We start from the raw sequence: 23904 nt of genomic DNA on the forward strand, positions 1-23904 counted from the left end.
GTTTTTTAGGCTATGGCTCGTATAACAGCTACTTAGCTTTCTTTTTACCTTTGCTCTGCTGCTCTAGCTCGATAAGCTTTTCATAACGTGCCAGCAAATGCGCCAAACGCTCTTCAGTATTGGCAAATCCTTGCGGGCGATACAGCTTATCTACTGCGTCGTCTAACGTACTATGCGCTTGTTTTAAGTCCTCAGGCATCTTATCGGGATCGTATAGCTCTGCGAGAGTCTTGCCGGCATTGCTGGCGCGGGCGAGTAGGATTTCTTCTGCGAGGTTTTCAATATTTTTCTTTTGATCGTCAGTGACATCGGGGAATGGGAAGGTGTTGTAGACTATGGTGCCAGAATAACGATATCCAATTCCTAAGCGTCCTGCTACTAATCTCATCCAGTCATTTTGAATTATTGAAGTTAAAATTCCAAAATCATACAGATTGCCATTTGGAATTACGTGAACTAGGTTTGTTGCTATTGTATCGCTATCTATAAATCCAATAGGTACGTACAGCCTATTACTTGAAGTAACGCTTGGCACTAAAATATAGCGTTTAGATATTGGATGTCTATTTTCAGCAAATAAATGAGGGATTTCTGCAAGCTTTTTAGTACTTAGTTTTTCACTATTAAACCGCATGTGTTTAACAGCTTCCAATCTTTTGGCAATTTCAGGATATGTATAAAGGTCTTTTATTTCTTCATCTTGAAACCAAAGACACCATCGTTCTTTTGAGTTTAAGAATTCCTCAGAACCAATTAGCTTTTTAATCCATTTCTCAGATTTTGGTTCTATACTAATTAATTCACATCTTTCTTCTTTTGAAAGAATCAAGTTACCACCATCTACTGGTTTGCTTCCGTACACCATTATTGAACCGTCATGTATGGGTTTTCTACGACTTTCTACTGCAATATTTGATCCTGATATTAGATAAGGGCCAATATTTTCAACTTTTTCAGTGTGCCAAATATCGTCTAGTAATTTATATATGACTTTATTCTTACAAGGTCGATTTGATAAACCAATAATTACCACATGTACAGCAGCGTTATGTTTAGCATTATTTTTCCAAGGAAACCCTTGGTAGGCAAAATTAATATCAATGTCTAAATCAAAAATGTAAGGGAATAGCATGGCTACTTGCTCACCTTGAGCAATAGAATTAGTCGATACTAAAGCAAGCTCAGCATTAGATTTTTCAATATACTGTGACCCCTTCCAAAACCAAGATGCAACATAATCAAGAGATTTGAACTTTTTAAATCCTTTAAATACTCGTGTCATATCTTCAGTTTGTTCATCATTACGACTCCCAGTACCACCAAACGGCGGATTCCCAATGATATAAATCTCATCACTGCCATTATTTCGACAGACCTCATTCCAATCTATACGCAAGCTATTGCCATACACAATATGCCCACTATCCTTGAGAGGTAGCATCGGCGTGGATGCACCAAGCTCTTGCTCGAACAGTACATTCATTTGGTGTTCAGCGAGCCATAGTGATAAACGTGCAATTTGACTGGCAAAGTCGTCATACTCGATACCGTATAAATTGTCTAAGCTGACCACACTATCAAAGCCTAAACCTAACCGATTGTCTTTAGAGCCTAGTAAGTCGCGTTGTGCTTTTAACACGTCAATCTCTAGTTTACGTAGCTCTTTATAAGCAATAATCAAGAAGTTGCCCGATCCGCAGGCGGGGTCAAATACTTTGATTTGGCTGATACGCTCAAGCAAGGCATCCAAGCGTTCAGCTTTATTGTTCTTATGGTGATTGTCATGACTCAGTGCTATGACCGTGTCTAGCTCTGCACGTAGCTCATCTAAGAATAGCGGCTGTATGACCTTCATGATATTGCTAACACTGGTGTAATGCTGTCCTAAGCTGCCACGCTGCTCAGGATCAATCACTGCTTGAAACATGGAACCGAAAATATCGGGGTTAATCTCAGCCCAGCTCAAACGGGCACACTCTAGCAAGATACGGCGGGTACGCGCATCAAACTCAGGAATGGCGAACTGATATTCAAACAAGCTGCCGTTAACATAGGGGAATGCACTGAGGTGCGTGGGCTTAGTACTACGCTCGGCACTAGACTCAGGCAAGTCGAGCACCTCAAACAGCTCATACAAGACGCCATCGACATCGCTGCCATCTATATTGGTGGCTCTATCAATCACTTTATAGAATTGCTCTGCCTTAAAAATGCCCGTGTCTTCGGCATAAAAGCAAAATAGTAGCCGCGTTAGAAATATATTGAGCGCATGCAGATCATCAGCCGTATTGAACTCGTTGAGCTTGCGGATATGGTCAAACAAGCGCCCCATCTTTTCAGACGCTTGTACATCAGCAGGATGCTCTGAGTACTCGCGAGCACGCTCTAAGCCTGCAAGTGGCAATAGGAAATGATAGTTTTTATAAAGGTCAGTAAAGTCGCAGTCGAGCGTTTCATCCTACTTAGTGTCGTTAATCAGTACGGTATTGAAGTCTGTGACCATTACCATGCGGATTTTGTGCTGATTGATGCTTGGGCTGCTGATCACCTCACTGAGCGCTTTAGCAAGGTCTTGACCTGCATCTACAGGCTTAAAGTAGATACGATGCTTATTGGCAACCTCGCCAGCCTCAGGCTTTGCCGCGACGTTAAAACGACCGTCATTTTTCTTAAGTGATGTAATAGTAGATTTTGAGACATCTAGCAGCGTTAGGAAATCGTATATAAAATCGTCTTTTTTATTGTTATCAATGACTTTGGTGGTCAATTTTTCTAAATCTTCAAAAAACTGAGTTTGGTTAAATGCCATGGTTGTCTCTGTAAATGAATTACGGGTGGAATAAGTAGGCTAATGTGTAATTATAGCGCTATCTTATCGTATTTGAAGTGTTAGATGTTCTGAATGACATAGTATGACACTGTTTCAATTTTAATAATAACGAGACTCAAGTCTACTAATAGGACTTAATAATGATAGTTAGTGACTACTTTCACGGTGATTCTATCCGTATTGGATGGATTCAGCATGATAGCTACAGAGAGGCGTTACGCATCATTATCGATTTTGCTATCGATAAGCACCGTCATGCCGAAAGGGTAATTGATGTCCGTACGGAGCTTAGTGACTTGCGAGATGAGCTGAGAGGTTTTGACCATAGAACCCTGCAGTGGCTTCATGACTGTATGGCAGCTGCGTTCCGTATGGAGTATTGTCTTAATGCAGATTTATTTACGTATGTGATACCCGACCCTCATACACCTGAAGAGACTATAATATTTTGGCTTGAATTTCTTAGAAAAGAGCTAGAAAGAGTACTTTTAGAATATTTGCAGCTTCCTCGATTAATTCTTACTGCGGCTCTCTATCCAAATCCTGATAAAAAAGGTATGGCTGCAGAAGACGAGATTTATGAGCTGACTAGACGACTATATCCCGACTTGAGGCATTTTCAAATCAAATGATAGAGATAAGACTTTCAAATTTGCTAGTTATCATCAGATTCGAATTACCTATATATCCCATGTAAAAGGGGACTAGATTCTATAGACATTCTTAAAGAGGGTTTCTACTGTTCCTTATATTTACCATGTTTTGAGCTCTCAGGACTATCTATTATTTCCTAAATGCTAATTGTCAATCGCTCATTGTTCATTCATTTGTGTTACTATTATGTTATTTTTTTTACATAATGTAACTAAAGGTATGGTCTATTGTCGTGAGAATTCATTGACGGAACTCTTCGAAATGAAATTAACTTGACTTTAATTTAGCGTTATTGGGATGTAGCAGCTTGAATCATAAAGCGAATACTCTTTTATTTTATCTGAACGGGTGGTATTGATGGATTGGTTCAAAATAGCTCAATTTGTGCAAGAACTTTATATATTTCCTTTAGTAATTGTAGCTTTTGTTGCTTACGTTGGTGTTCGATTTGTCTTGAATTATATAAATCCCGCGAAACTACTAAATAATAAACTAGCACAATTAGCTAGTGATTTAGAAAATATGAATGGGGATTTTAATTTTGACAAAGAGCTATTGGATATAAAGTTTGAAGGTAATACTTCATTAAAACAGGCATGGTTAAATTATAAAAAAACGTTTCATGATATTCATGAAGTGAGAGATGGTGAAAGTGTTATAGATTACTCACGAGCAACTGTGCCAAGTGAAATGTTTTTCACGGAATCCATCGTGGTAGACATTCCATTAAAAGTAGATTTTTATAAGCACTTGCCCGGTATGATCACTGGTGTTGGTATTATTGTGACATTTGCAGGTCTGTTGATTGGATTGTTAGCTTTTGACCCTGCAGGAAACCCTGACAATGTTCAAGACAGCTTGACATTATTGCTAAAAGGCGTAGGAGAGGCCTTTATGGCTTCTGGATTGGCTATTCTCACAGCCATGCTTATTACGTTTTTTGAAAAGTCATGGTTAAGAAAATGTTATGAGCAATTACAACGTTTAAATACTGCTATTGATAATGCCTTTACTTTTGATGAAAGTGGGGAGGAGTATCTGGCTAAGTTACTTAAGTCTTCTCAAGCCAATGAAGCGAATGCACGACAGCTTAAAGATAGTCTGGTTAATGATTTAAAAACCATGATGACTAACTTGGTCGAAGAGAATAAAAGAAATCAAGCTGCCTTTGCTTCACAGCTCAGTGAGTCTTATGCTCAAGTAGGCATATCAACGGCAACTCAGATTGGTGAATCTATTGAAAGCACGTTGAAAGAGCCTTTAGATAAAATTGCTTCAAGCGTGCAGCAAGTTAGTGGTGACCAAGGGTCGGCAGTACAGGATCTTATGACTGATGTGTTAACTGCTTTTATGAGTAAGCTGGAAACGACATTTGGTGGTCAAATGACAGGTATGAGCGAGATGATGACACAGTCTGTCACAGCTATGCGTGAGATGCAGTCAGGCTTTTCTCAATTAATTACAGATATGCAAACTAATAGTGAAGTGTCGACCAAAACGTTAGAGACCCAAATGGAAAAAATGATGGAAGATATTCATCAAAAGCAAAATGAGATGTCTACCCAAATGAACGAAATGGTAGAAAATCTATCTGCAGGTTCAGCTAAAATTGGTGATCAAGGGTTATATGCTGTTGAGCAATTAAATAGTAAGGTTTCAGAGCTTGTCTCAGGTTTAGGTACATCAATGTCAGACCTGCTGTCAAATGTTGCAGAGCAACGTATCGAGCAAGATCGCCAGATATCAGATAATCAACAAAAATTGCACGAACAGTCGTCTGTATTGATTGATGATTTGGGCAGTGAAATTAAAGAGCTCATTACGCATAGCAAAGAAGCCGTTCAAACTCATAAAGAAAACATCCAAAAACTATCTCAGGTGACTACCGATAGTATCACTGGTATGAATAGTGGTGCAGAAAGAATGCGCTTGGCTGCTGAGCAATTTACTACTGCTGGTAGTTCGCTAAGCACAGTGACTGGTAAGACATCAGAACTTATTGCACAGGTTAATACGACTTCAGCTAACATGACAAGTGCAAGCAATAACCTTATTGAATTGATAAGAGATTATAAGAATTCTCAAAACAGCGTTAACCTTGCAATTGAAACACTGGAAAGTCTCATTCAGCAGTCAAAGTCTGAAGCTGGCATGTCTAGTCAAATGCTTAATGATATGCAGAATATGACGACAGCTTTAAGCCAAGTGAAGATGGAGATGCAAGAGTATTTAGCAGAAGTTAGTGATGTTCTAGTGAAGAGTTTTGATAGCTTTGGTACTTCCGTTGAAAGTAGTTTAAATCAATCGTTGGTGTCTTTTGACAACACACTTAACCAAGCCGTTCAACGTCTTGCAACTGGTGTTGAAGGCTTAGGTAATGTGGTTGAAGACCTTGAAGATCTTACCCAAAGAACTAGAAGCTAATTTTGGAGTGTATCGCTAATGATTGGTAATAGGTACGCTAAAAAACCTCGTTCAAAGGATGAGGGTGAGAAACCTTTTTGGATCTCATTTGCTGACTTAATGACAGCACTAATGACATTGTTTTTGGTAGTGATGGCAGTATCTTTAATGGTAGTCACTAAGAAAATTAACGAAGCAACACAAGCAGAGAAAGAGCGAAGTTCAGAGATCTTGGATATTTGTACTAGTATTAAAGACGACCCCACTTTAAAGAATCAGCTCATCACCGTAGACTGTAAAGAGAACCGTATAAATTTTGGTGAGGCAGGTCGCTTTGGGCATAATGATTACCGATTGAATTCAGAGGGTATAAAGGCTTTAAGTGCTTTAGTACCTGTTGTCTTGGAAGCTGCCAATAGTGAAAACGGCAAAAAATGGTTTAAACAGATTGTGATTGAAGGTTTTACGGATACTGATGGATCATACTTATATAACCTGAATTTAAGTTTGCGTCGTTCGGAGTGGGTAATGTGTAGTTTATTGGATCCCACATTTAATCAAGAGCTTACCTTAACTGACGCGCAAAAAAATCAAATCAAACAGCTGTTTTTAGCTGGAGGTGTATCGTTTAATTCAGCAAAAGACAGTAAAGAAGCTTCGCGCCGTGTAGAACTAAGAATGCAGTTTTATGGTTTAAAAGAAAAAGACAGTGCTGAGGCGCAGCCTATTTTCGTTTCTGCTCCTATAGAAACCTGTCAGCTGGCAAGGTGAATGTGATGAGTATAGCTATTTTAAAGCAGAGGCTGAATCAAAGTATTGATAATTTCTCTGAACCCGCCCAAATACATAATAGGTTTGTCAGGCCGAGTAAATTAATCAAGACATTAGAGCTTATTGAACGTAAGTTTGATGAGATGGAGAGTATTCAGCCTATCGAAGAAAAAATTGTTAACTCAATTTTAAAATTAGAAAAGCAGGGTAAAGACTATCTGACAAAACGTGATTGGAAGAATCTAGCTTGGTCACTGAGTAAGAAGTTACTAGATTATGAGGATAAAATACTTTTTACTTTCAAAGGTAGCGAGCTTATTGAGCAATTTAGTAAAATGGATCCTGAGTTACTAAAGGTTGTTTATTTCCCTCTGCTTTATAGTTATTTTGCGGTAGAACAAGCTGAAATAAATAAACGGCCCAATAACTGGATTCAGCTGAGAAATATCTTAAATACCAATCGCTCTACGTTGTTTCGAGCCACTCTTAGGCCTAAAAAATGGCTTACCACGTTAACGGACCATCCTGAAGTACTCTCACTAGATCCTTCCAAAAGATTTATTCGTGACTTTTTACACAATAGCGATGACAGCAGAGTGAGTAGTCAGTTAGAAAGCTTAAGTATCGCTCCTAATAGCTGGTTCTGGGATAGCTTGGTAAACTCATCTATCAAGTCAGTCAAGACAATGAATGAAGATGACTACTTTAAAGTGATACCACGTTTCTTACTTCTTCTCGAAAAGAATCCAATTTATACGACAGATATTTTAACGGCTTTACTTGAACGTTATGCTTCTACTTCAAAACGTACGCTTGTACACGAAGCTTTAAAAAACGCTTGTTTGACGCAATGGGGCAATCCGCAATATGACTCAGCAGCAGGTTGGCGGAATGTAAACCCAGATACTAGAAAAATGGTGGTTCAATGGTTTGTAAGAGCAGATTTAGAGGCTTTCTTCACCGTTTTTGGTATTAGTGCTGATGTCCGAAGGTTTAATTACTGGATGAGATTTCTTAAACAAGTAACGCTCTCAGAAGTATTCTTAAACGATCAAGCAATGCGTTATCCAACAGCGCAACAAGCAGAGTTTAAGAAAAATAATGCGGGGAGATTTAAAAAGATTGTCGGTAAAAGTAATGCTTCAAACGCTTTTATGATAAAAATAGGTGGGTTCTATATAGTAGAATTCTCTGAGATGAATAATGCGACCTACTTTTATCGAAAGCTTCCATACCCTCCTTTTCAGGAAAAAACAGGTAAGGTAGAGATTACTAGCTTAAAGTCAACTTCTAAGGCTCAATTTTACTTATCACATCAAGGAGCTTGGGAGAAATCTTTCGATCGTAGACTACAAGAATTAGGAATATTCCCAGATTAAAACTATAGAGCATTTTTAATGAAACTAGCATTTTGGAAAAGAAATAAAAACAAGCAGACCGCAATATCAGAAACCATAGTCAATAGTGTCGAGCCTGCGCCATTGCAATATGATGACATTGGCTTAAAACATAGCTACACATCAGCAGCCAAAACTGATGCAGATTTCTACTGGGAGAGTTTAGCCGATGAAGAGGTTGCTTATCAGCTAGATGATAGCTATATATTGCCATGGGAAGAGTTATTTCATATTAAACAAGACCCTGATCATAGCGATGTCATTAATTTGCTCAACTTGCCGCTATCAAATGATTTATATCCGATAATTCGTAGTGAGAATGGGCTAAGTGATTCTGATTTTCAAATTATTCTGGATGGTTGGTGTGATAAAAATAAGATTAAGTTTAAAGGCTCAGTCAAGCGAACAGGCGCAATTATTAGTTTTACTGGTAAAGAATGTTTATTGAATGAAAGTACTTGGAAGTTATTAGAGAAAATTAAAGAGTTCTCTCGTATTACTGATAAAGATAAATCAATCAATCAAAAATATTGGGCGCAAATACGTGGTTTAGCAAATAAAAGTGAGGCGAACTTAGATGAGTTCCTACGTAAAACAATCGTACTGGCCCCAGATGAGCTCCAACTTAACCTTCGTAAAAACTTAGTTAGTACAGAGTCAGTGGTAGAGGTGCAGCCTGATTTTAAAGACTCGCCTTCAAACTGGCTACAAACCTTTGATAAGTATAATGAAGTGCAGGATGAATATACAATTAGCTTACCAGAAGGTGGTTTGGCACACGTTATCATCGAGCCGCAAGTTAAAAGTGTACTAAATGAAATTAAGAAGATGCCAAATCGTCGGATAACTGGTGAGCGTGCACAGACTTTTTTACATAATCCTTTTGCTCAGTTAGGGGAGGATGCGCTAGAGGTTATATCTCCAGAGGGCTTCGAGCAATCCAAAGAAGAGGCAGAAATATATAGCTACCGTTTGCTAGTAGATAAAGCCTATGATGAAGCATCGCATTTTAGTTCAGCTCAGTTAACGTTGCATGAAAACTCAAGTAGAGCACAAAACCCTGTTCTTTTAGAGCTTTCAAATCTAGAGCAAGCTCAACACTTTATTGCTACTTATGAGCGATCATCACCTGTGTTCCTATGGGCAGGTTACAGTATAGATAGAACAAACTACCTAGATAACCAGATAGAAGAACTTAAAAGCGATCTAGAAAAAATTCAACAGTATGATGATGAATTGCAAGCTAGTACTGTATTAGATTTAGAGAATTATAGTCCTAGAGTAATAGGGATTGGTGAAGCTGAAAAATTGAGCTCTGAAGCCATTCAAAAAGATAGTGGTGAATCCGAATGGTTACCACAGAATTTTATAGATGGGTCAGCCGACTTATCTCAATTTACTTCTGATAATACTGATGCCACTACTGAGCTACTTGAGCAACGTATCCAGCATGCAGAGGCAGAAGGCGAGAGCTTTGTTCTACATCCGAACAGCAACGTCTCTATTCCATTAGATGATGCAAAAAAATTACTTAATGATCTGCGTGATTCAAAGAGTGATGACCTAGCGGAAAACGACATAGAGCAAGAGCAGCCAAAACCTGATAAAACAAAGAAAAAATCTACCTTATTGATTGCCAATAATATCGATGAGGCTGACTTTACTAAGAAGCGAGCTGAGATTCTGACTTTTGATGAAAGTAATCGCCCTCAGGCCAGATTGCCATCAAGTTTTAGAAGCCAAGAATTTAGTCTGAAAAAGCATCAAGAGTATGGTATCGCTTGGCTACAAAACCTATATCACTATGCACCAACTCAAGTAAGCGGCTGCTTGTTAGCGGATGATATGGGATTAGGGAAAACTTTGCAGTTACTTTGCTTCATTGGTGAATATCTAGAAACCGCAGAAGATAAAAAACCTGCATTAGTAGTAGCGCCAGTTTCTTTATTAGAGAACTGGGAGGCTGAAATCAATAGGTTTTTTAGTGCAAAATTCGGAAAAGTGTTAAGTTTATATGGCGATAACTTAAAACAGCGAAAAATACCCAAACACCTAATATCTCCTCAATTAAGAAACGATTACGGAATAACAAACCTACTTGAAGATAATTGGTTAGGTGGGGCAGATATCGTGCTGACTACTTATGAAACCATGCGAGACCTTGAGTTTTCTTTAGGGAGGGTGGATTGGAGTATCATGATATGTGATGAAGCCCAAAAAATAAAAGTGCCTACTGCAATGGTTACTAAAGCTGCTAAAGCCCAAAAAGCAGACTTTAAGATTGCTTGTACAGGCACGCCTGTAGAAAACTCACTGGTTGATCTATGGTGCTTGTTTGATTTCATTCAAGAAAATCTGATGGGCTCACTTAGTGAATTTAATAAAGAGTATCGACGTCCTATTGAAAAGAAAGACGATGAAGATAACGCGATAATAGATTACCTTCGTAAGTTGATTGAGCCACAAGTATTAAGACGTATGAAGCACGATGTCGCTGAGTTGCCAGCAAAACACGAAATTAATGATTGTAAAAATATTGAAATATCAACGTTGCAACGCACACTATATAAACAAGTATCAAATGATTATAGAAGTTTATCTGAGCAAGGCCACAAAGGCGTTATGTTAAAAGCACTACATGACATGCGAATGATTTGTGCTCATCCCCTGAATTTGCAAGAACAAGCGACTATCCAAGATTCACCTAAAGCCGAATGGTTAATAAAGACTTTAGATAGTATAAAACAAAAAGATGAGAAGGTTATCATTTTTACTGAGTTTAGGGCTATTCAAGTGTTCTTAAAACGCCTTCTCCTTGAGCGATTTGGATTAAACGTTACTACAGTGAATGGAGATTCAAATACTAACAGTAGAGTAGGCTTAACTCGGCAGGGAATTATTGATAAGTTCCAAGAGGTGAATGGGTTTAATGTGATTATCTTATCCACGGTGGCAGTGGGTTTTGGGGTGAATATCCAAAAAGCGAATCATGTAATCCATTATACACGTAGTTGGAACCCCGCTAAGGAAGACCAGGCAACCGATAGAGCTTACCGAATTGGGCAAGATAAAGAGGTTTTTGTTTATTACCCATCTATTGCAGCAGATGATTTTGAAACCTTTGAAATCAAACTGGATAAGCTATTATCAAGTAAGCGTAGTCTTGCTGATGATATGTTGAAACCAAACGTAGAGCTTACTCAAGAGCTGATTCAGTCGATTTATTGATTAAGTTTTTTAATAAGAAATCCTCTCAAAACCTGTGTGTAGTGGCATACTAAGTTTGGACTGTATTTAAGAGAAGATATGTTGAACACAAAAAAGCCAGACAAGCTAGCCTGTCTGGCTTTTCTGATAGTTAACACTTATTTCTGTTCTTTATCTGTCCGCCATACAGCATGCTCACATACCTCACAACACCAACTGTCTTTGGCTCGCATATAAGGGATGTCTGCTGGTATCTGTAAAGGGCACACATAACCACAGTACTCGCATCGCACATCATCTAAATAAGCAAAACACTCACCGATTGTCGCGAATAGTACTTGTGCGCTAATATCATACTTCTCACAGACGGTTTCTACATGCGCGATATAATCACTTTCGTTATCATATGACCAGTAATCCTCACAGATCTTTAGATCTCGTGCGTTCTGCGTCATATTCGGCTGAAGCTTTACACTCATCATGTTCTCCTCAGTAGCCTACATAGTCAGAGTGCGGTAATAGCTCATAAAGCTCGCTCTGAAGCTGATAACACATATCCTCAATCATATAGTCAAGACTGGCATCCAAGCGTTTCTGAACCCACACACGCATCGCCATATCATTAGCAAAACAGCGCTTCACTCCTAAGAAGCGAGCGAGGTTATGACCAGATGAGATACACAACTCACGCATTAATAGATTAGCAATAATATTCGCATCTTCACTGATAGCACCATCCCGTTTAGGTTCACCAAATAGCTGCTCATAATTGATAGTTTTCATTGTGACGTCTCCTTGTCAGCCTGTTTATTCCTGATGAGTGCTTCAGTGTCAGAGCTATTCGATGCGCTTGTTAACTTCTCCTTGCTCGCCAGTATCAAGTTATCCATCGCTGAGCCATCCTGTCGGGTGATATCAGGCACATAGCGGCTATACACCCGAAACAGCATCTCTGTACTGCTGTGACCCATCTGCCGAGCAATCCACTCAGGGTTCTCACCAGCAGCCAGCCAAAGCGTTGCTGCGGTATGCCGAGTCTGATAAGCACGTCGGTGTTTGAGACCGAGGAGGGCAAGCGTAGGCTTCCACACCCGCCGATTCACATTGCGGTACTCCATGGGATTGCCTTGGCTATTACAGAAGATAAACTCTGACTTACCAAAGGTACGCGTCTTCTGCTCTAGTAAGGCGTCATAGACTAACTGTGACATCGCAATATCACGCTGTGAGCCGAATGTCTTAGTCGGACCCATCTCACCATTGACCAATGCACCGCGAATACTGATCTCACGACGATCAAAGTTAATACAGTCCCACTTAAGCCCATCGATCTCACTGGTACGCATCCCGGTAAAGAAGCGGATGGTGTAGTAGGGCCTATAATCAGCACGGACATGCTTTAAAATCAGCCATACCTCACTCAATGTAAAAGGACTCACATCAGGACGAGCTTGTTTGAGATTCTTAATATTTTTATAAGGCGTCTCAAACTCATGGCGATCTGACGCTTCTTCTAGTATCATACGAAGTAGTATCATAATCTGATTGATTCTTGCTACTGACAGACTTGACTGACCCTCTTTACCGTAACGAACTTTGGCGAGAGAGCTACGGAAGGTTAGCAAGTCTGGTTTTTTATGGCATGTACCGCTTTATCACCAAACTCAGGTAACAAGTACGTGTTCAAAATGATCTTTGTCTTTTGCCGGTAGCTTGGCCGCCATTCAATCTTCTTCTCCTCATACCAAATATCGACAAACTGCCGAAAGGTGGGATTGCGACTTATACAAGCTTCTGCTCTATCAGCCAGTGCTGTCATCTCTTTTAAACGCGTACTCTTCGGAAAGTAAGCGCCATAGTCAAAAATGCCTAGGGTTATTTCTGCCTCCATTTTTTTCAAAACAGTCGCTAATTTTTTTCTATTAGCTGGGTTGTCTTCCAAGCTAGTCTTTTCTCGACAACGTATACCTAGGTAGTAGAAGTCGGCGATTAGTTTGCCAAACCGTCCTTGTATAGTAGCCATGATAAACCTCCTTCTATTATTGAAGTGCCATGCCGTTAATAGCACTCATCACCGGCTTACACATATCCTCTTCGATACGCTCCCATACATACAGAATCTTACGACCACCAAAAGGGCGTATGTAATGAATGTTCTCAATCAAAACAGTGTCTTTCATTTGATTGCGGATAGTACGTGGGTCGTACTTGATACGTTCGGCTAGCTCATCAGTTGTTAAATAAGTATTGCTCATGATATTTACCTCTTTTCAGTTATTAAGTCATCGCATTAAGTGATAGAATAAAAATTATTTCATCAACCTGTAAAAATGCATCTTGAAGGAATCAGTTAATATTTACCCGCTTAAAGGTAATTAATAATCGATTTGTGTACTATATTATCTTTTTACCTCAATGTAAAGCATTTTTACCCGAAAAGAGGTAGTAATTATGATTGTGTCTAAACTCCCTGTTATTCTGGCAGAGAAAAAACTGCGCGTAGCAGATGTTGTAAGAGCAACAGGCATGAGCAAATCAACGCTTCATAAACTATATAATGAAGAGTCCTCAAGAATTGATTTCAATACTATCGACCAGTTATGTGAGTTTTTAGACGTGCAGGTGGGTGACTTATTTATTTACAAGCCAAATATTAAAGATGATGATGAAGAATCTTGAAAACTATCAAACTGAAAATATATATGCAGAGAAATAAGTGGCAGAGCCATATATACAAGGCACTTCAAAGCATAGAATTAAGGTTGGGGTTATTTTTTATATTTACTTTTCCGTGATTTGGTCACGTTTTGGTCACGCTATGAGCTCAATTTATAAAAGCAGTGGAAAAGTAAAAACGATGCTAAGAAAATATTTCTTAGCATCGTTTTTTATAAAGGTAAGAATAATAAGTTGGGGTCGATTACAAAATCAGTGTTCATAGCGTGGACACGAAATGGTCACGTTTTGGTCACGGTGCTGATTTTGAGACCTTTATCTCGTTAGATTAACTTAATAGTTTGATTGGTCAATAAGATATAAAAACGCTGTAACCCTCGAAAATTAGACAAAAAAAAGCCTCACTGTGAAGTGAGGCTTTTTAAGTATTTGGAGCGGGAAAAGAGATTCGAACTCTCGACCCCAACCTTGGCAAGGTTATGCTCTACCACTGAGCTATTCCCGCTAATTATCAATTAACTATTGTCAGTTGATGATGGCATATTATACGCGTTTTATATCTACTGTCAATACTATAACAATAAAAAATTGAATAATAATGAAGTTTATACTTCCAAATAAAAAGTCCTGTTCAAATAAAATATTAAACAGGACTTATATATTACTATATTATTAAAAATAAATTAATTAGAAATGATATTTAACCAGTGCAGCAACTGCATTTTGATCAACGTCATTAACACCAAATTTATTTTTCCAGTAATCGTACTCAACGCCTACTTCTAGGCGGTTGTCGATACCGAGGGCAGGCTGGATATTGTATTTAATCTGCGGGTTAAAATGGATACTGTTTTTAACATTGTCAAATTCATTGTTAAAAGCAAAATCTACATAACCGTCGATTAAGAGGTTGTCGCGTTCCCAAGCTGAGGTTAAGGTAATCTTTTGATCATCACCTTTGGTTTTTTTACCGTCTGCGCGCTCAGCATTGTTAAAAGCATGATATAAAGTCGCTGATGCGTACTTAATTCCTGGGACAGGAAGGTTTAAATCTGCGCCAACGCCAACCCAGAGGTTATCTTGACCAAAGCCTGTACTGTTTGAGCTGAACTCATAAACGCTGGCAAGGTTTACTTGCTTAATAAGACCATCGTTAAATTTAGCCACTTTAAATTTAGGCGACACTTTACCAAACGTTTCTCTATAGTTTTTAGAGCCAGTTACATTGCCGCTCGCGTCTTTTAAGTCGTATTCATCACCTTGATGACGGTCAACAAACGCAAAGATACCACCCCAGTCGTGGGTTGAGGCATGCTCTAGTGTCATAGTTGTCAAAGAGGCAGTTTCGTTATTTGGTACCATTTTAAAGCCGCCACCATAAAGGGCGGTAATGCTAGTATCTTTAAACAATGTTTTAGCTTGAGCAGCCGTAGTCATCGTCCCTAAGGCAATGATAGTAACAGCAGCTGCCACCAAAGGCTTGATAAAATTTGATTTTTTTGCTTGAGTAGTTGAATCAAAACGCACAGTATTACTCCCTTGTGTACAGTCGTTATTTCCTCGTGGACGTGGGTAGGTTGTATATACCAAAACTGGTCTTAACATCCTGTCAAAACGCACCGATACCACTTGAGGAAAGATAAAGTTTACTAAAAAAAGGTATGAAATAGAGATGCCAGTTTTTGTGCCAAATAGAACAGTATGGATTAAAAAAAGGCTCTCATAACGATAAAAATATAAATTACAATTAGAAACTTAAAGTAATGATTTAGAATGTTTCCTAAACATTTCAAACAGTTAATCATACTTTGTAACATCTGACAACTCTATTTTTTACAAAAATAACACCTTACTAGGGCGCGTACAGCAACAATACTCACTAAGCTTATGATCTTATTAGTAAAACTGACTAAATAGTCAGGATTAAGTATTTTAATTAAAAATAAAAATATAGATAATTTTTTGTCAAAAAGGCTAAAATAAATTAAATCAAAAATGATGTTAATGTGGTTTTTAATCATTGGTAGGAGATAGCAGATACTAAAAAAAGATTACAGTTTAAGGTCAATGTTTTTTAGATATCTCAAATAGGGTGGGAAGGTATGCATCAAGATATGTGTTTAGATTATTGAACAGGATTACAATCTTGACTTTTTTTTTAAGATTAGACGACTGATAATTTTGCTGAATAAATCGACTGTTATACGCTTGTACTGGCGTGATTGAGTAGCCTTAATATTTATATCTAGATGGTGTCATGACTTGTATTGTAGTGGTAGCTTGACGACTTAATGTCTGATATAAAACCACGACATATACGAAAAATCCTAAAATGCATCTATTGACTTTCATACAGATAGGCTTCAAGCACTTATTCTCTTCAATCACTGGGATTAGCAGTGGCTTATACTGCTCTGTAGCTGTACGTTTGCTCTAACTGCCTTTGTTATCTGCTTAATGGTGCAGGATTTGAATGCTATGATATCGGTTTTTACTGTGAGGGTTATCATCAACTCTTTATTAATAGGTTTAACTCACCAAATTTATCTATGAGGCTTGTTTCGTACTGCTTACTTTATACTCAGCATAAAAAAACCGCCAAATAATCTAATTATTTGGCGTTTCTAAAATATAATAATTCGTCTTACAATTATAGCGAAATATGCTGAGCTTGACCTTTTTCAACAGCAAGTCTAGCAGCAGCAGAAGCAACGGCTAAATCTTGTAAGCCAACACCTGTACCATCGAATAAGGTAATCTCATCATCTGAGCTACGACCTGGGTGCTCACCATTAATCACGTCCCCTAGGGTAGTAATTGCATCCGCTGTGATAGCGCCAGACTTAATCGCATGCTGAGCTTCACCAATACTTATTGACTGGGCGATTTCATCAGTGAATACCGTAGCAGAGACTATTAATGCCGCATCAACTTCCTGCTTACCTACCGTATCGGTACCCATGCATGCAATGTGTGTACCGGGTTTGATCCATTCTTTCATAAGCAGAGGCTCAAATGCTGAAGTAATAGTGATAATGACATCCGCTTCTGCACACAATTGCTCACGTTCAACTGATTCAAACGGTATCCCTAACTCTTCAGCGATTTCTTGTAGGATGCTTAGGCGATCAGCATCTTTATTCCAAGCGATTACTTTTTCAAAGTTGCGTTGCTCAAGTGCCGCACGCAGCTGAAAAGTAGACTGATGTCCTGCACCAACCATACCCAGTACTTTACTATCTTTACGGGCTAAATGCGCAATTGATACTGCTGATGCCGCTGCAGTACGTACCGCTGTTAAATAATTACCACCTACTAGCGCGCGTAATTTACCGTTATCAGGATTGAATAAAAAAATCGTTGATTGGTGGTTGGTTAAGCCTTTAGCTGCATTACCCGGCCAGTAACCACCTGATTTAAGACCTAGTGATTTACCCGCACGATCGAAACCTGATTTAAAACCATATAACGCATCTGCATAACCAATGGCTTCACGAATAACCGGAAAGTTATAAGCATCGCCGCGTGACATAGAGGCAAATACATTTTTGACTGCGGTAAAGGCAGAATCACGATCAATAACTGCTTTACAAGCGTCTTCCGATACGATCAATAGACCTTCGTTGTTAATATTGTTTTCTTCAATCATTATAAATTCCTTTTTATACTTCTCAAGTTGTAATTCTCAAATAAAAAGGGGCTGTTGTAGGCTAAAGCTACAACAGCCCCTTTAAAAAACCAAACTCATTCAGCGTGTAGTTTTAGCGTCTAATGATTAGTACGCGCGACCACGTGCAGATACAGGCCATACTTTTTCAACTTTACCGTTACGGACACCAATATAAAAATCATGGATGTTACAAGTAGGATCACAATGACCCGGTACAAGTTTCAATTTCTCATTGATTTTTAGTACGCCATTAGGATCGCTGACTACGCCATGCTCATCCGAGCATTTAACGTATTCAACATCATCACGACCGTAGATGAATGGTAGGCCACTGTCTACAGATTGTGCTTTTAGACCAGCATCAACAATCGCTTTGTCAGCTTTAGCATGGCTCATAACAGAAGTTAGGATGAACAGAGCATTTTCCCACTCACCAGCATCGATACGGTTGCCATTTTCATCTAAGATACGACCATAGTCAGCGTCCATAAATGCATAAGAACCACACTGCAATTCATTGAAAACACCTGAATTACTTTCAAAGTAGTAACTACCAGTTCCGCCACCTGAAACGAATTCTGGTTTTAGACCGATTTCAGTCAATGCATCAATGGCATGTTGTACCTGATCGATAGCAATTTGTGTTTTAGCTTTACGATCGCTAAAGCTGTCCATATGCTGCATTGCGCCTTGATAAGCTTGAATACCAGTAAACTTGATATTTTCAGCGGCATCAATCGCTTTAGCGATTTCAACAACGGCTTCAGTAGTAGTTACACCACAACGACCCGCGCCACAGTCGATTTCAATGTAGCAATTAAGTTGAGTGCCTGCTTTGGTTGCAGCAGCAGATAGCTCAGCCGCGCTATCAACATCATCAACACAAACAGTGATATTTGCACCTAGTTTAGGAAGATTTGCTAAACGAGCAAGTTTGGCAGGCTCACGTACTTGGTTTGATACCAAGATATCTTTGATGCCGCCACGTGCAAATACTTCAGCTTCAGAAACTTTCTGACAGCATACGCCGATAGCGCCGCCAAGCTCTTGTTGCAAGTTTTGTACGTCAACTGATTTATGCATTTTACCATGGCTACGGTGACGCATATTATGGTCTTTCGCATAATCACCCATTTTTTTGATATTACGCTCAAGGGCGTCAAGATCTAAGATCAAGCAAGGGGTTTGGATATCAGCTTCATTCATACCAACTTCAGCAGGGACGTTAAAACCAACTTCTAATTCTTCAGTAATCATACTTATGCTCCATGTGTTTTGTTTAATTTTATAAAAATGCGTTTACATTGACGCATAGTTTGCGCTTCATCAACGCATTGTTTGTGCTTGGGAAAAGCTAATTAGTTCCAAGGCAATTTATCAAGATCAACGTTGCCGCCAGTGATGATGACACCTACCTTTTTACCTGCAAAAACGTCTTTGTTTTTTAAGATAACAGCAAGTGGTACTGCACAGCTTGGCTCTATGACAATTTTCATATGAGTCCAAGTCAGCTTCATAGCTTCAATAATTTCTTCTTCAGTCGCGGTCAAAATATCAGTCACGTAGTTACTAACAAAATGCCACGTCAAATCTTTAAGCGGTACTTTTAAGCCATCAGCGACAGTATTAGGCGCATCATCAGCAATAATATGACCGGCTTTGAATGAACGAGCAGCATCATCAGCGTTTAATGGCTCAGCAGCATAAATTTTAACATCTGGCGCTAGATTTGATAATGTTAAGCAAGTACCAGAAATCATACCGCCGCCGCCGATTGGTGCAACAACCATATCAGGTTTTACGCCCATTTCTTCCATTTGCTCTAAAAACTCACGTGAGCAGGTAGCTTGCCCTGCGATTACGCGTGGGTCATTGTACGGATGGACAAAATCACCGCCTGTTTCTGCTTGAACTTTAGCAAATACTTCTTCACGTGAAGTAGTTGATGGCTCACATTCAGTAATAATACCGCCGTAACCACGTACCGCAGCTTTTTTAGCTTCTGGTGCACTATGCGGCATAACCACGTTACAAGGTATGCCACGACGACCTGCCGCATAAGATAAAGATAGGGCATGGTTACCTGAGCTGTGCGTACAAACCCCTTTTTTCGCTTCTTCATCAGACAGACCAAAAACGGCATTTGATGCGCCACGAACTTTAAAAGCGCCCGCTTTTTGGAAGTTTTCACATTTAAAGAACATCTCACAACCTGCCATCTCATTTAAAAAACGAGACGTCAAAACTGGGGTGCGATGAATATATGGTTTAATACGCTCATGAGCTTCTAACATGTCTTCAATCGTTGGAATTACTAATCCATTTTCATTTGTTATCATATAAAATATACCTTACAGATTTTTGTTTAGTTGTTGCTTAATTTATGTGTTACTTAATTTAGTTATTACGGTAATACTCTTGCGCAGCAGCAACACCTTGACCTAGTTTGATTGGATAATCTAAATCAACCATCGCCATCTCAATCGTTGCCAGTCCTGCTAATACCATCACTTCAGTCAATGAACCCAAATGACCGATTCTGAATGCTTTACCATTCATCTCGCCTAGACCAATACCAAAAGAGATACCGTATTTATTAAAGGCATGATCCGTCAGCTCGTTGCTATTAAAGCCTTCAGGAACAAAGATGGCGCTTACGGTATTAGAGTAAAGGTCAGGAGATTGCGCACATAATTTAAAGCCCCAAGCGCTAACCGCTTGGCGTACGCCTTCGGCTAAACGATAATGACGTGCATAGACGTTTTCAAGCCCTTCTTCAGACAACATCTCGAGACTTTCTCTTAAACCGTAAATTAGGTTTAATGGTGGTGTATAAGGAAAGCCGCCATTGGAATTTGCTCTCAACATATCACGGAAGTCAAAATAAGTGCGTGGCAGCTTAGCTTCATCCATATGGCTCAAGGCTTTTTGACTAACGCCTAATACTGCCATGCCTGTTGCAAGCATGAAGCCTTTTTGTGAACCGGCAACCGCAACGTCTACACCCCAAGCGTCCATCTCAAAAGGTACAGAAGCAATTGAGCTGACACCATCGACAAAGAGTAGGGCGGGATGAGTAGCGCTATCCATCGCTTTACGAACGGCGCTAATGTCACTCATGACCCCAGTCGCTGTTTCGTTATGTGTGACCATGACCGCTTTTATCTCGTGCTCTGTATCTGCACTTAAAATGGCCTCAAACTGATCGGCAGGTGCACCAGTGCCCCAAGGGCATTCAACGACTTGCACATCAAGTCCGTGACGCTGACACATATCGATCCAGCGATGAGAAAACATACCGTAGCGCGCAATTAAAACTTTATCACCAGGTGAGAGAGTATTACTGATAGCCGCTTCCCAACCGCCAGTCCCGCTAGAGGTAAATAATAGAACTTCACCATCTTGCGTACCAATTACTTTTTTAACACCAGAGAGCACAGGCAAAAAGGTATCTGAGAAATCAGGCGCACGGTGATCTTGGGACGGCACATTCATCGCGCGACGTAATCTGTCTGGAATATTAGTAGGACCAGGAATAAAAATTGGGTTTTGTTGTGACATGATTCACATCCTTGTAAGTGTAAATAAAGGTTACACAAAAATTGTATATGCAGGTTATCAAGCGAATTTTATGCAAGAGTCTTCCTGACCCATACAGTTTTGTTTTTATATTTTGCAGGTTTTTCGTATTTTACAGATTTAAAAAATTAACCATGTCAAAAGAAAGGAGTTGCAGGTGATTTATCACTTTACTACTTACTGCGTTCTTTTTATGGTGTTTATCGGGGTAAACGTTTCTGCGAATGATTGACTAAGAGGTTTTGGTTGAAGAAGTGTAGGTACTTATCAACCGATTACAGTATAACATCAACATAGAGTTGTTGTTCAACATACAGGTAAATTTATCTTATTACAAGTATATTTTATACCAGTATAAGACTAGACTGCTTGCAAAATTCATAGATAGATTGAAAATCGAAATTTAACTATCATCATAGAATAGTCGTTTATTGTAGTAGTTGTTATTAGGCACTATCAAATAATAATCACTTAATATTTGTGACAATAGTATGCATCATACAGCAATTATCAATTGTATCAAAATATCAAGACAGTAGTAAATATTTTTAATAAGGTTGGATGCTGATGTTATAGGAAATAAAAAATCCTTAGCAAGTCAATGAATGAAAGGGTTTGAATGTAGTGGATCAGTATTAACCGAACTTAATATTTAGCTAATTGATATTTAAATCATTGATATTAAAGGGTGTTAATTCTTGGAAATTTCTTTATCCCAACCAATATGCCAACAATTTATTTAAGTAACTATGGGGTTGACTAGTCAAATTTAGAGCTACAGAATATATAAAAAAATTTCATGCTATATAGATAATGGTATGAAATTTTTTCATATTATAATTGGTTCAGTCATTAATTGGTTCAGTCATTCATATCTTAAAGATGCATTATCTTAATTTAAAAAACCTCATAGAATGTAAGGTTTTTGTCATTCAACAAGTTGTAAAGTACAGCTAAATCTACTAGGACAGATATGAAAAGAGTGCTTTAGTACTATCGAATTAAACCAGACTTATCTTGTACTTAAATTATTATAAGTGCATAAAAAAACACTTGATATGAAAAAGAAACGGAGGTATTGATGGCAATAATTGTCGTAGCATTAGGTGGAAATGCATTGCAGCGCGAAGGCAATGCGTCAGCCGCTGCTCAAAAAGCAGTAGCTTGCGAGACGGCTGTAAAGCTAGCTGCAATTGTTAGCCAAGGGCATCAGCTGATTATAGTCCACGGTAATGGACCACAGGTTGGTAATATACTCCTTGCACAGCACGCTATTGAATCTACAGAGATACCAGCATTGCCGCTCGATACTTGTGTCGCTATGACTCAAGGTTCAATTGGTTATTGGTTGCAGCAAGCGCTGAATAATGAGTTTCAAAAAAAGAACCTTAATAAACAGGCTGTTTCTATAACAACCCAAATGGTTGTCAATAAAGATGATCCAAAGTTTCTTAGTCCAGATAAGCCAGTAGGTCCATTTTATAACTCCAAAGCTGAAGCAATGAATGCTGCTGATGGACAAGCTTATACTTTCCATGAAGATTCTGGTCGTGGCTGGCGACGTGTTGTACCTTCACCAGCACCGATCGCAATAGTTGAGACGGATGCGATAAAGGCTTTGATAAATGCAGGAGTGATACCAATTGTTGCAGGGGGCGGTGGAATACCAGTCATCAAGCAGGCTGATAACAGCCTTCAAGGTATAGAAGCGGTGATTGATAAAGATTCTTCAGCTGCTTTGATAGCTGAACTTTTAGGGGCAGATCAATTTATTATATTGACGGCAGTGTCGACTGTTATGCTAGGATTTGGTACCCCTGAAGAGACTGCATTAGAGAGGGTTAGTAGCGATGATATGACACGCTATATTGATGATGGTCAGTTTGGCGCTGGCAGTATGCTACCAAAAGTTCGGGCAGCTCAACAGTTCGTAAATCATTCAGGTAATAATGCCATAATTGGAGAGCTAAAAGAAATTGAGGCTATTATGGCAGGTCAGGCTGGAACAACAATTATCCCTTAGCTTGTTAATTTTTGGTGTTTTTTTATTATGAGTACTTGTTTTTTTAGTACTCATTTTGCCCAGTAGATAAGATAATAATGAACCCATCTTATAGTCATTTCATAATCAAAAGAGATGTTTTTATAGCAGCACTGTATTTTTTTAAATGAGATTAACGGTATGAGGGGTTTTTTGCTGTGACTATAATCTACAGCGAATATATATAAGAATAATTATAGGAAAGAAGAGTTAAGCGACAACTTTTTCAGTCATCTTTGGTGCGTACTTTGCAAATATTTCTCACTTGGGGTTAGAGTGTTGATAATAATACACCAATATTCTATATAGTTCGCCATATACCTAGGTATTCTTAAATTTCAGAAAACCCCATAAAAAAAGGCTTGCCGCATCGCTGCGAACAAGCCTTTTTTCTTTGTACAATATAAATTTGGTGGGCCCAGTAGGACTTGAACCTACGACAAAAGGATTATGAGTCCTTAATTTTACAACAACAATACACGATAGCTATCAATAACTACCTATAGATATATGCTTAAATCCTTTTAAAATAAGGGTTTTAGGTCTAAACTTCTCTATAACTAACAACAACCAAATATATCTAACAATAAATTCAGAGTATCAAAATAGTATCAAATTAATAGTATTGATACTATTTTAAAGTCTAAACAGTTATGGCTACTATCTATGGTTGATT

15 protein-coding genes, 1 tRNA gene and 2 pseudogenes are annotated in these 23904 nt (G+C 38.7%); 7 read left to right on the forward strand and 11 right to left on the reverse strand.

Going from position 1 to position 23904, the window contains the following annotated elements; all coding sequences use genetic code 11:
* Positions 1-28: 28 nt before the first annotated feature.
* Both AOC03_RS11490 and AOC03_RS12940 read right to left on the reverse strand, forming a co-directional pair.
* Positions 29-2332: a class I SAM-dependent DNA methyltransferase gene (locus tag AOC03_RS11490; RefSeq protein WP_335337857.1), complete on the reverse strand. Its 2304-nt coding sequence runs from the start codon at positions 2330-2332 to the stop codon at positions 29-31.
* Between the two features lie 30 nt (positions 2333-2362).
* A pseudogene (locus AOC03_RS12940) lies at positions 2363-2809 on the reverse strand (type IIL restriction-modification enzyme MmeI); the annotation flags it as partial.
* A 161-nt stretch (positions 2810-2970) separates the two neighbouring features.
* Between AOC03_RS12940 and AOC03_RS11495 the strand changes: the two are divergent.
* The 5 genes from AOC03_RS11495 (at position 2971) to AOC03_RS11515 (ending at position 11283) form a co-directional block, all read left to right on the forward strand.
* Positions 2971-3462: a hypothetical protein gene (locus AOC03_RS11495; protein WP_062536146.1), complete on the forward strand. Its 492-nt coding sequence runs from the start codon at positions 2971-2973 to the stop codon at positions 3460-3462.
* Positions 3463-3841: 379 nt separating this feature from the next.
* A complete protein-coding gene (gene zorA / locus AOC03_RS11500) occupies positions 3842-5908 on the forward strand; it encodes an anti-phage ZorAB system protein ZorA (RefSeq protein WP_062536149.1) in 2067 nt (688 codons plus the stop codon).
* Positions 5909-5926: 18 nt separating this feature from the next.
* Complete coding sequence (gene zorB1 / locus AOC03_RS11505) at positions 5927-6658, forward strand: type I Zorya anti-phage system protein ZorB1 (RefSeq protein WP_062536152.1); 732 nt, start codon at positions 5927-5929, stop codon at positions 6656-6658.
* A 5-nt stretch (positions 6659-6663) separates the two neighbouring features.
* Positions 6664-8037 carry an EH signature domain-containing protein gene (locus AOC03_RS11510; RefSeq protein WP_062536153.1) on the forward strand — a complete coding sequence of 458 codons (1374 nt, stop codon included), beginning with the start codon at positions 6664-6666 and terminating at the stop codon, positions 8035-8037.
* A gap of 18 nt (positions 8038-8055) precedes the next feature.
* Positions 8056-11283, forward strand: a complete 3228-nt coding sequence (locus tag AOC03_RS11515) for a DEAD/DEAH box helicase (protein WP_062536155.1) — start codon at positions 8056-8058, stop codon at positions 11281-11283.
* Positions 11284-11751: 468 nt separating this feature from the next.
* Here the strand turns inward: AOC03_RS11515 and AOC03_RS11525 are convergent, their stop codons facing one another.
* From AOC03_RS11525 to AOC03_RS11535, 3 genes and pseudogenes are all read right to left on the reverse strand, one after another.
* Positions 11752-12045, reverse strand: coding sequence for a hypothetical protein (locus AOC03_RS11525; RefSeq protein WP_062536158.1), 294 nt, complete (start codon positions 12043-12045; stop codon positions 11752-11754).
* Positions 12042-13285: pseudogene (locus AOC03_RS11530) on the reverse strand (tyrosine-type recombinase/integrase). The gene AOC03_RS11525 and the pseudogene AOC03_RS11530 overlap by 4 nt, the downstream one beginning before the upstream one ends.
* A 16-nt stretch (positions 13286-13301) precedes the next feature.
* Positions 13302-13517 (reverse strand): hypothetical protein, encoded by a 216-nt coding sequence (locus AOC03_RS11535; protein WP_045454368.1) that lies wholly within the window; start codon positions 13515-13517, stop codon positions 13302-13304.
* 196 nt (positions 13518-13713) lie between these two features.
* On the opposite strand from AOC03_RS11535, the gene AOC03_RS11540 reads away from it, so the two are divergent.
* Positions 13714-13941 carry a helix-turn-helix domain-containing protein gene (locus AOC03_RS11540; RefSeq protein WP_062536160.1) on the forward strand — a complete coding sequence of 76 codons (228 nt, stop codon included), beginning with the start codon at positions 13714-13716 and terminating at the stop codon, positions 13939-13941.
* A gap of 427 nt (positions 13942-14368) precedes the next feature.
* Here the strand turns inward: AOC03_RS11540 and AOC03_RS11545 are convergent.
* The 6 genes from AOC03_RS11545 to bhcA form a co-directional block, all read right to left on the reverse strand.
* Positions 14369-14443: transfer RNA gene (locus AOC03_RS11545), tRNA-Gly, on the reverse strand.
* 182 nt (positions 14444-14625) lie between these two features.
* Complete coding sequence (locus AOC03_RS11550; RefSeq protein ID WP_227514245.1) at positions 14626-15465, reverse strand: DUF5020 domain-containing protein; 840 nt, start codon at positions 15463-15465, stop codon at positions 14626-14628.
* A 1123-nt stretch (positions 15466-16588) separates the two neighbouring features.
* A complete protein-coding gene (bhcD, locus tag AOC03_RS11555) occupies positions 16589-17587 on the reverse strand; it encodes an iminosuccinate reductase BhcD (protein ID WP_062536162.1) in 999 nt (332 codons plus the stop codon).
* Positions 17588-17713: 126 nt separating this feature from the next.
* Positions 17714-18865: a 3-hydroxy-D-aspartate aldolase BhcC gene (gene bhcC, locus AOC03_RS11560; RefSeq protein WP_062536164.1), complete on the reverse strand. Its 1152-nt coding sequence runs from the start codon at positions 18863-18865 to the stop codon at positions 17714-17716.
* Between the two features lie 101 nt (positions 18866-18966).
* The gene (gene bhcB, locus AOC03_RS11565) at positions 18967-19947 is read right to left on the reverse strand and encodes a beta-hydroxyaspartate dehydratase BhcB (RefSeq protein WP_062536166.1); all 981 of its coding nucleotides are present in this window, start codon (positions 19945-19947) and stop codon (positions 18967-18969) included.
* A gap of 58 nt (positions 19948-20005) precedes the next feature.
* On the reverse strand, positions 20006-21169 hold the full coding sequence (gene bhcA / locus AOC03_RS11570) for an L-aspartate--glyoxylate aminotransferase BhcA (RefSeq protein ID WP_062536168.1): 1164 nt from the start codon (positions 21167-21169) through the stop codon (positions 20006-20008).
* 1099 nt (positions 21170-22268) lie between these two features.
* Between bhcA and arcC the strand changes: the two genes are divergently transcribed.
* Positions 22269-23210, forward strand: a complete 942-nt coding sequence (gene arcC / locus AOC03_RS11575) for a carbamate kinase (protein ID WP_062536170.1) — start codon at positions 22269-22271, stop codon at positions 23208-23210.
* Positions 23211-23904 lie beyond the last annotated feature (694 nt).

The sequence above is a fragment of the Psychrobacter urativorans genome, from assembly GCF_001298525.1.
Lineage (GTDB): Bacteria > Pseudomonadota > Gammaproteobacteria > Pseudomonadales > Moraxellaceae > Psychrobacter > Psychrobacter urativorans_A.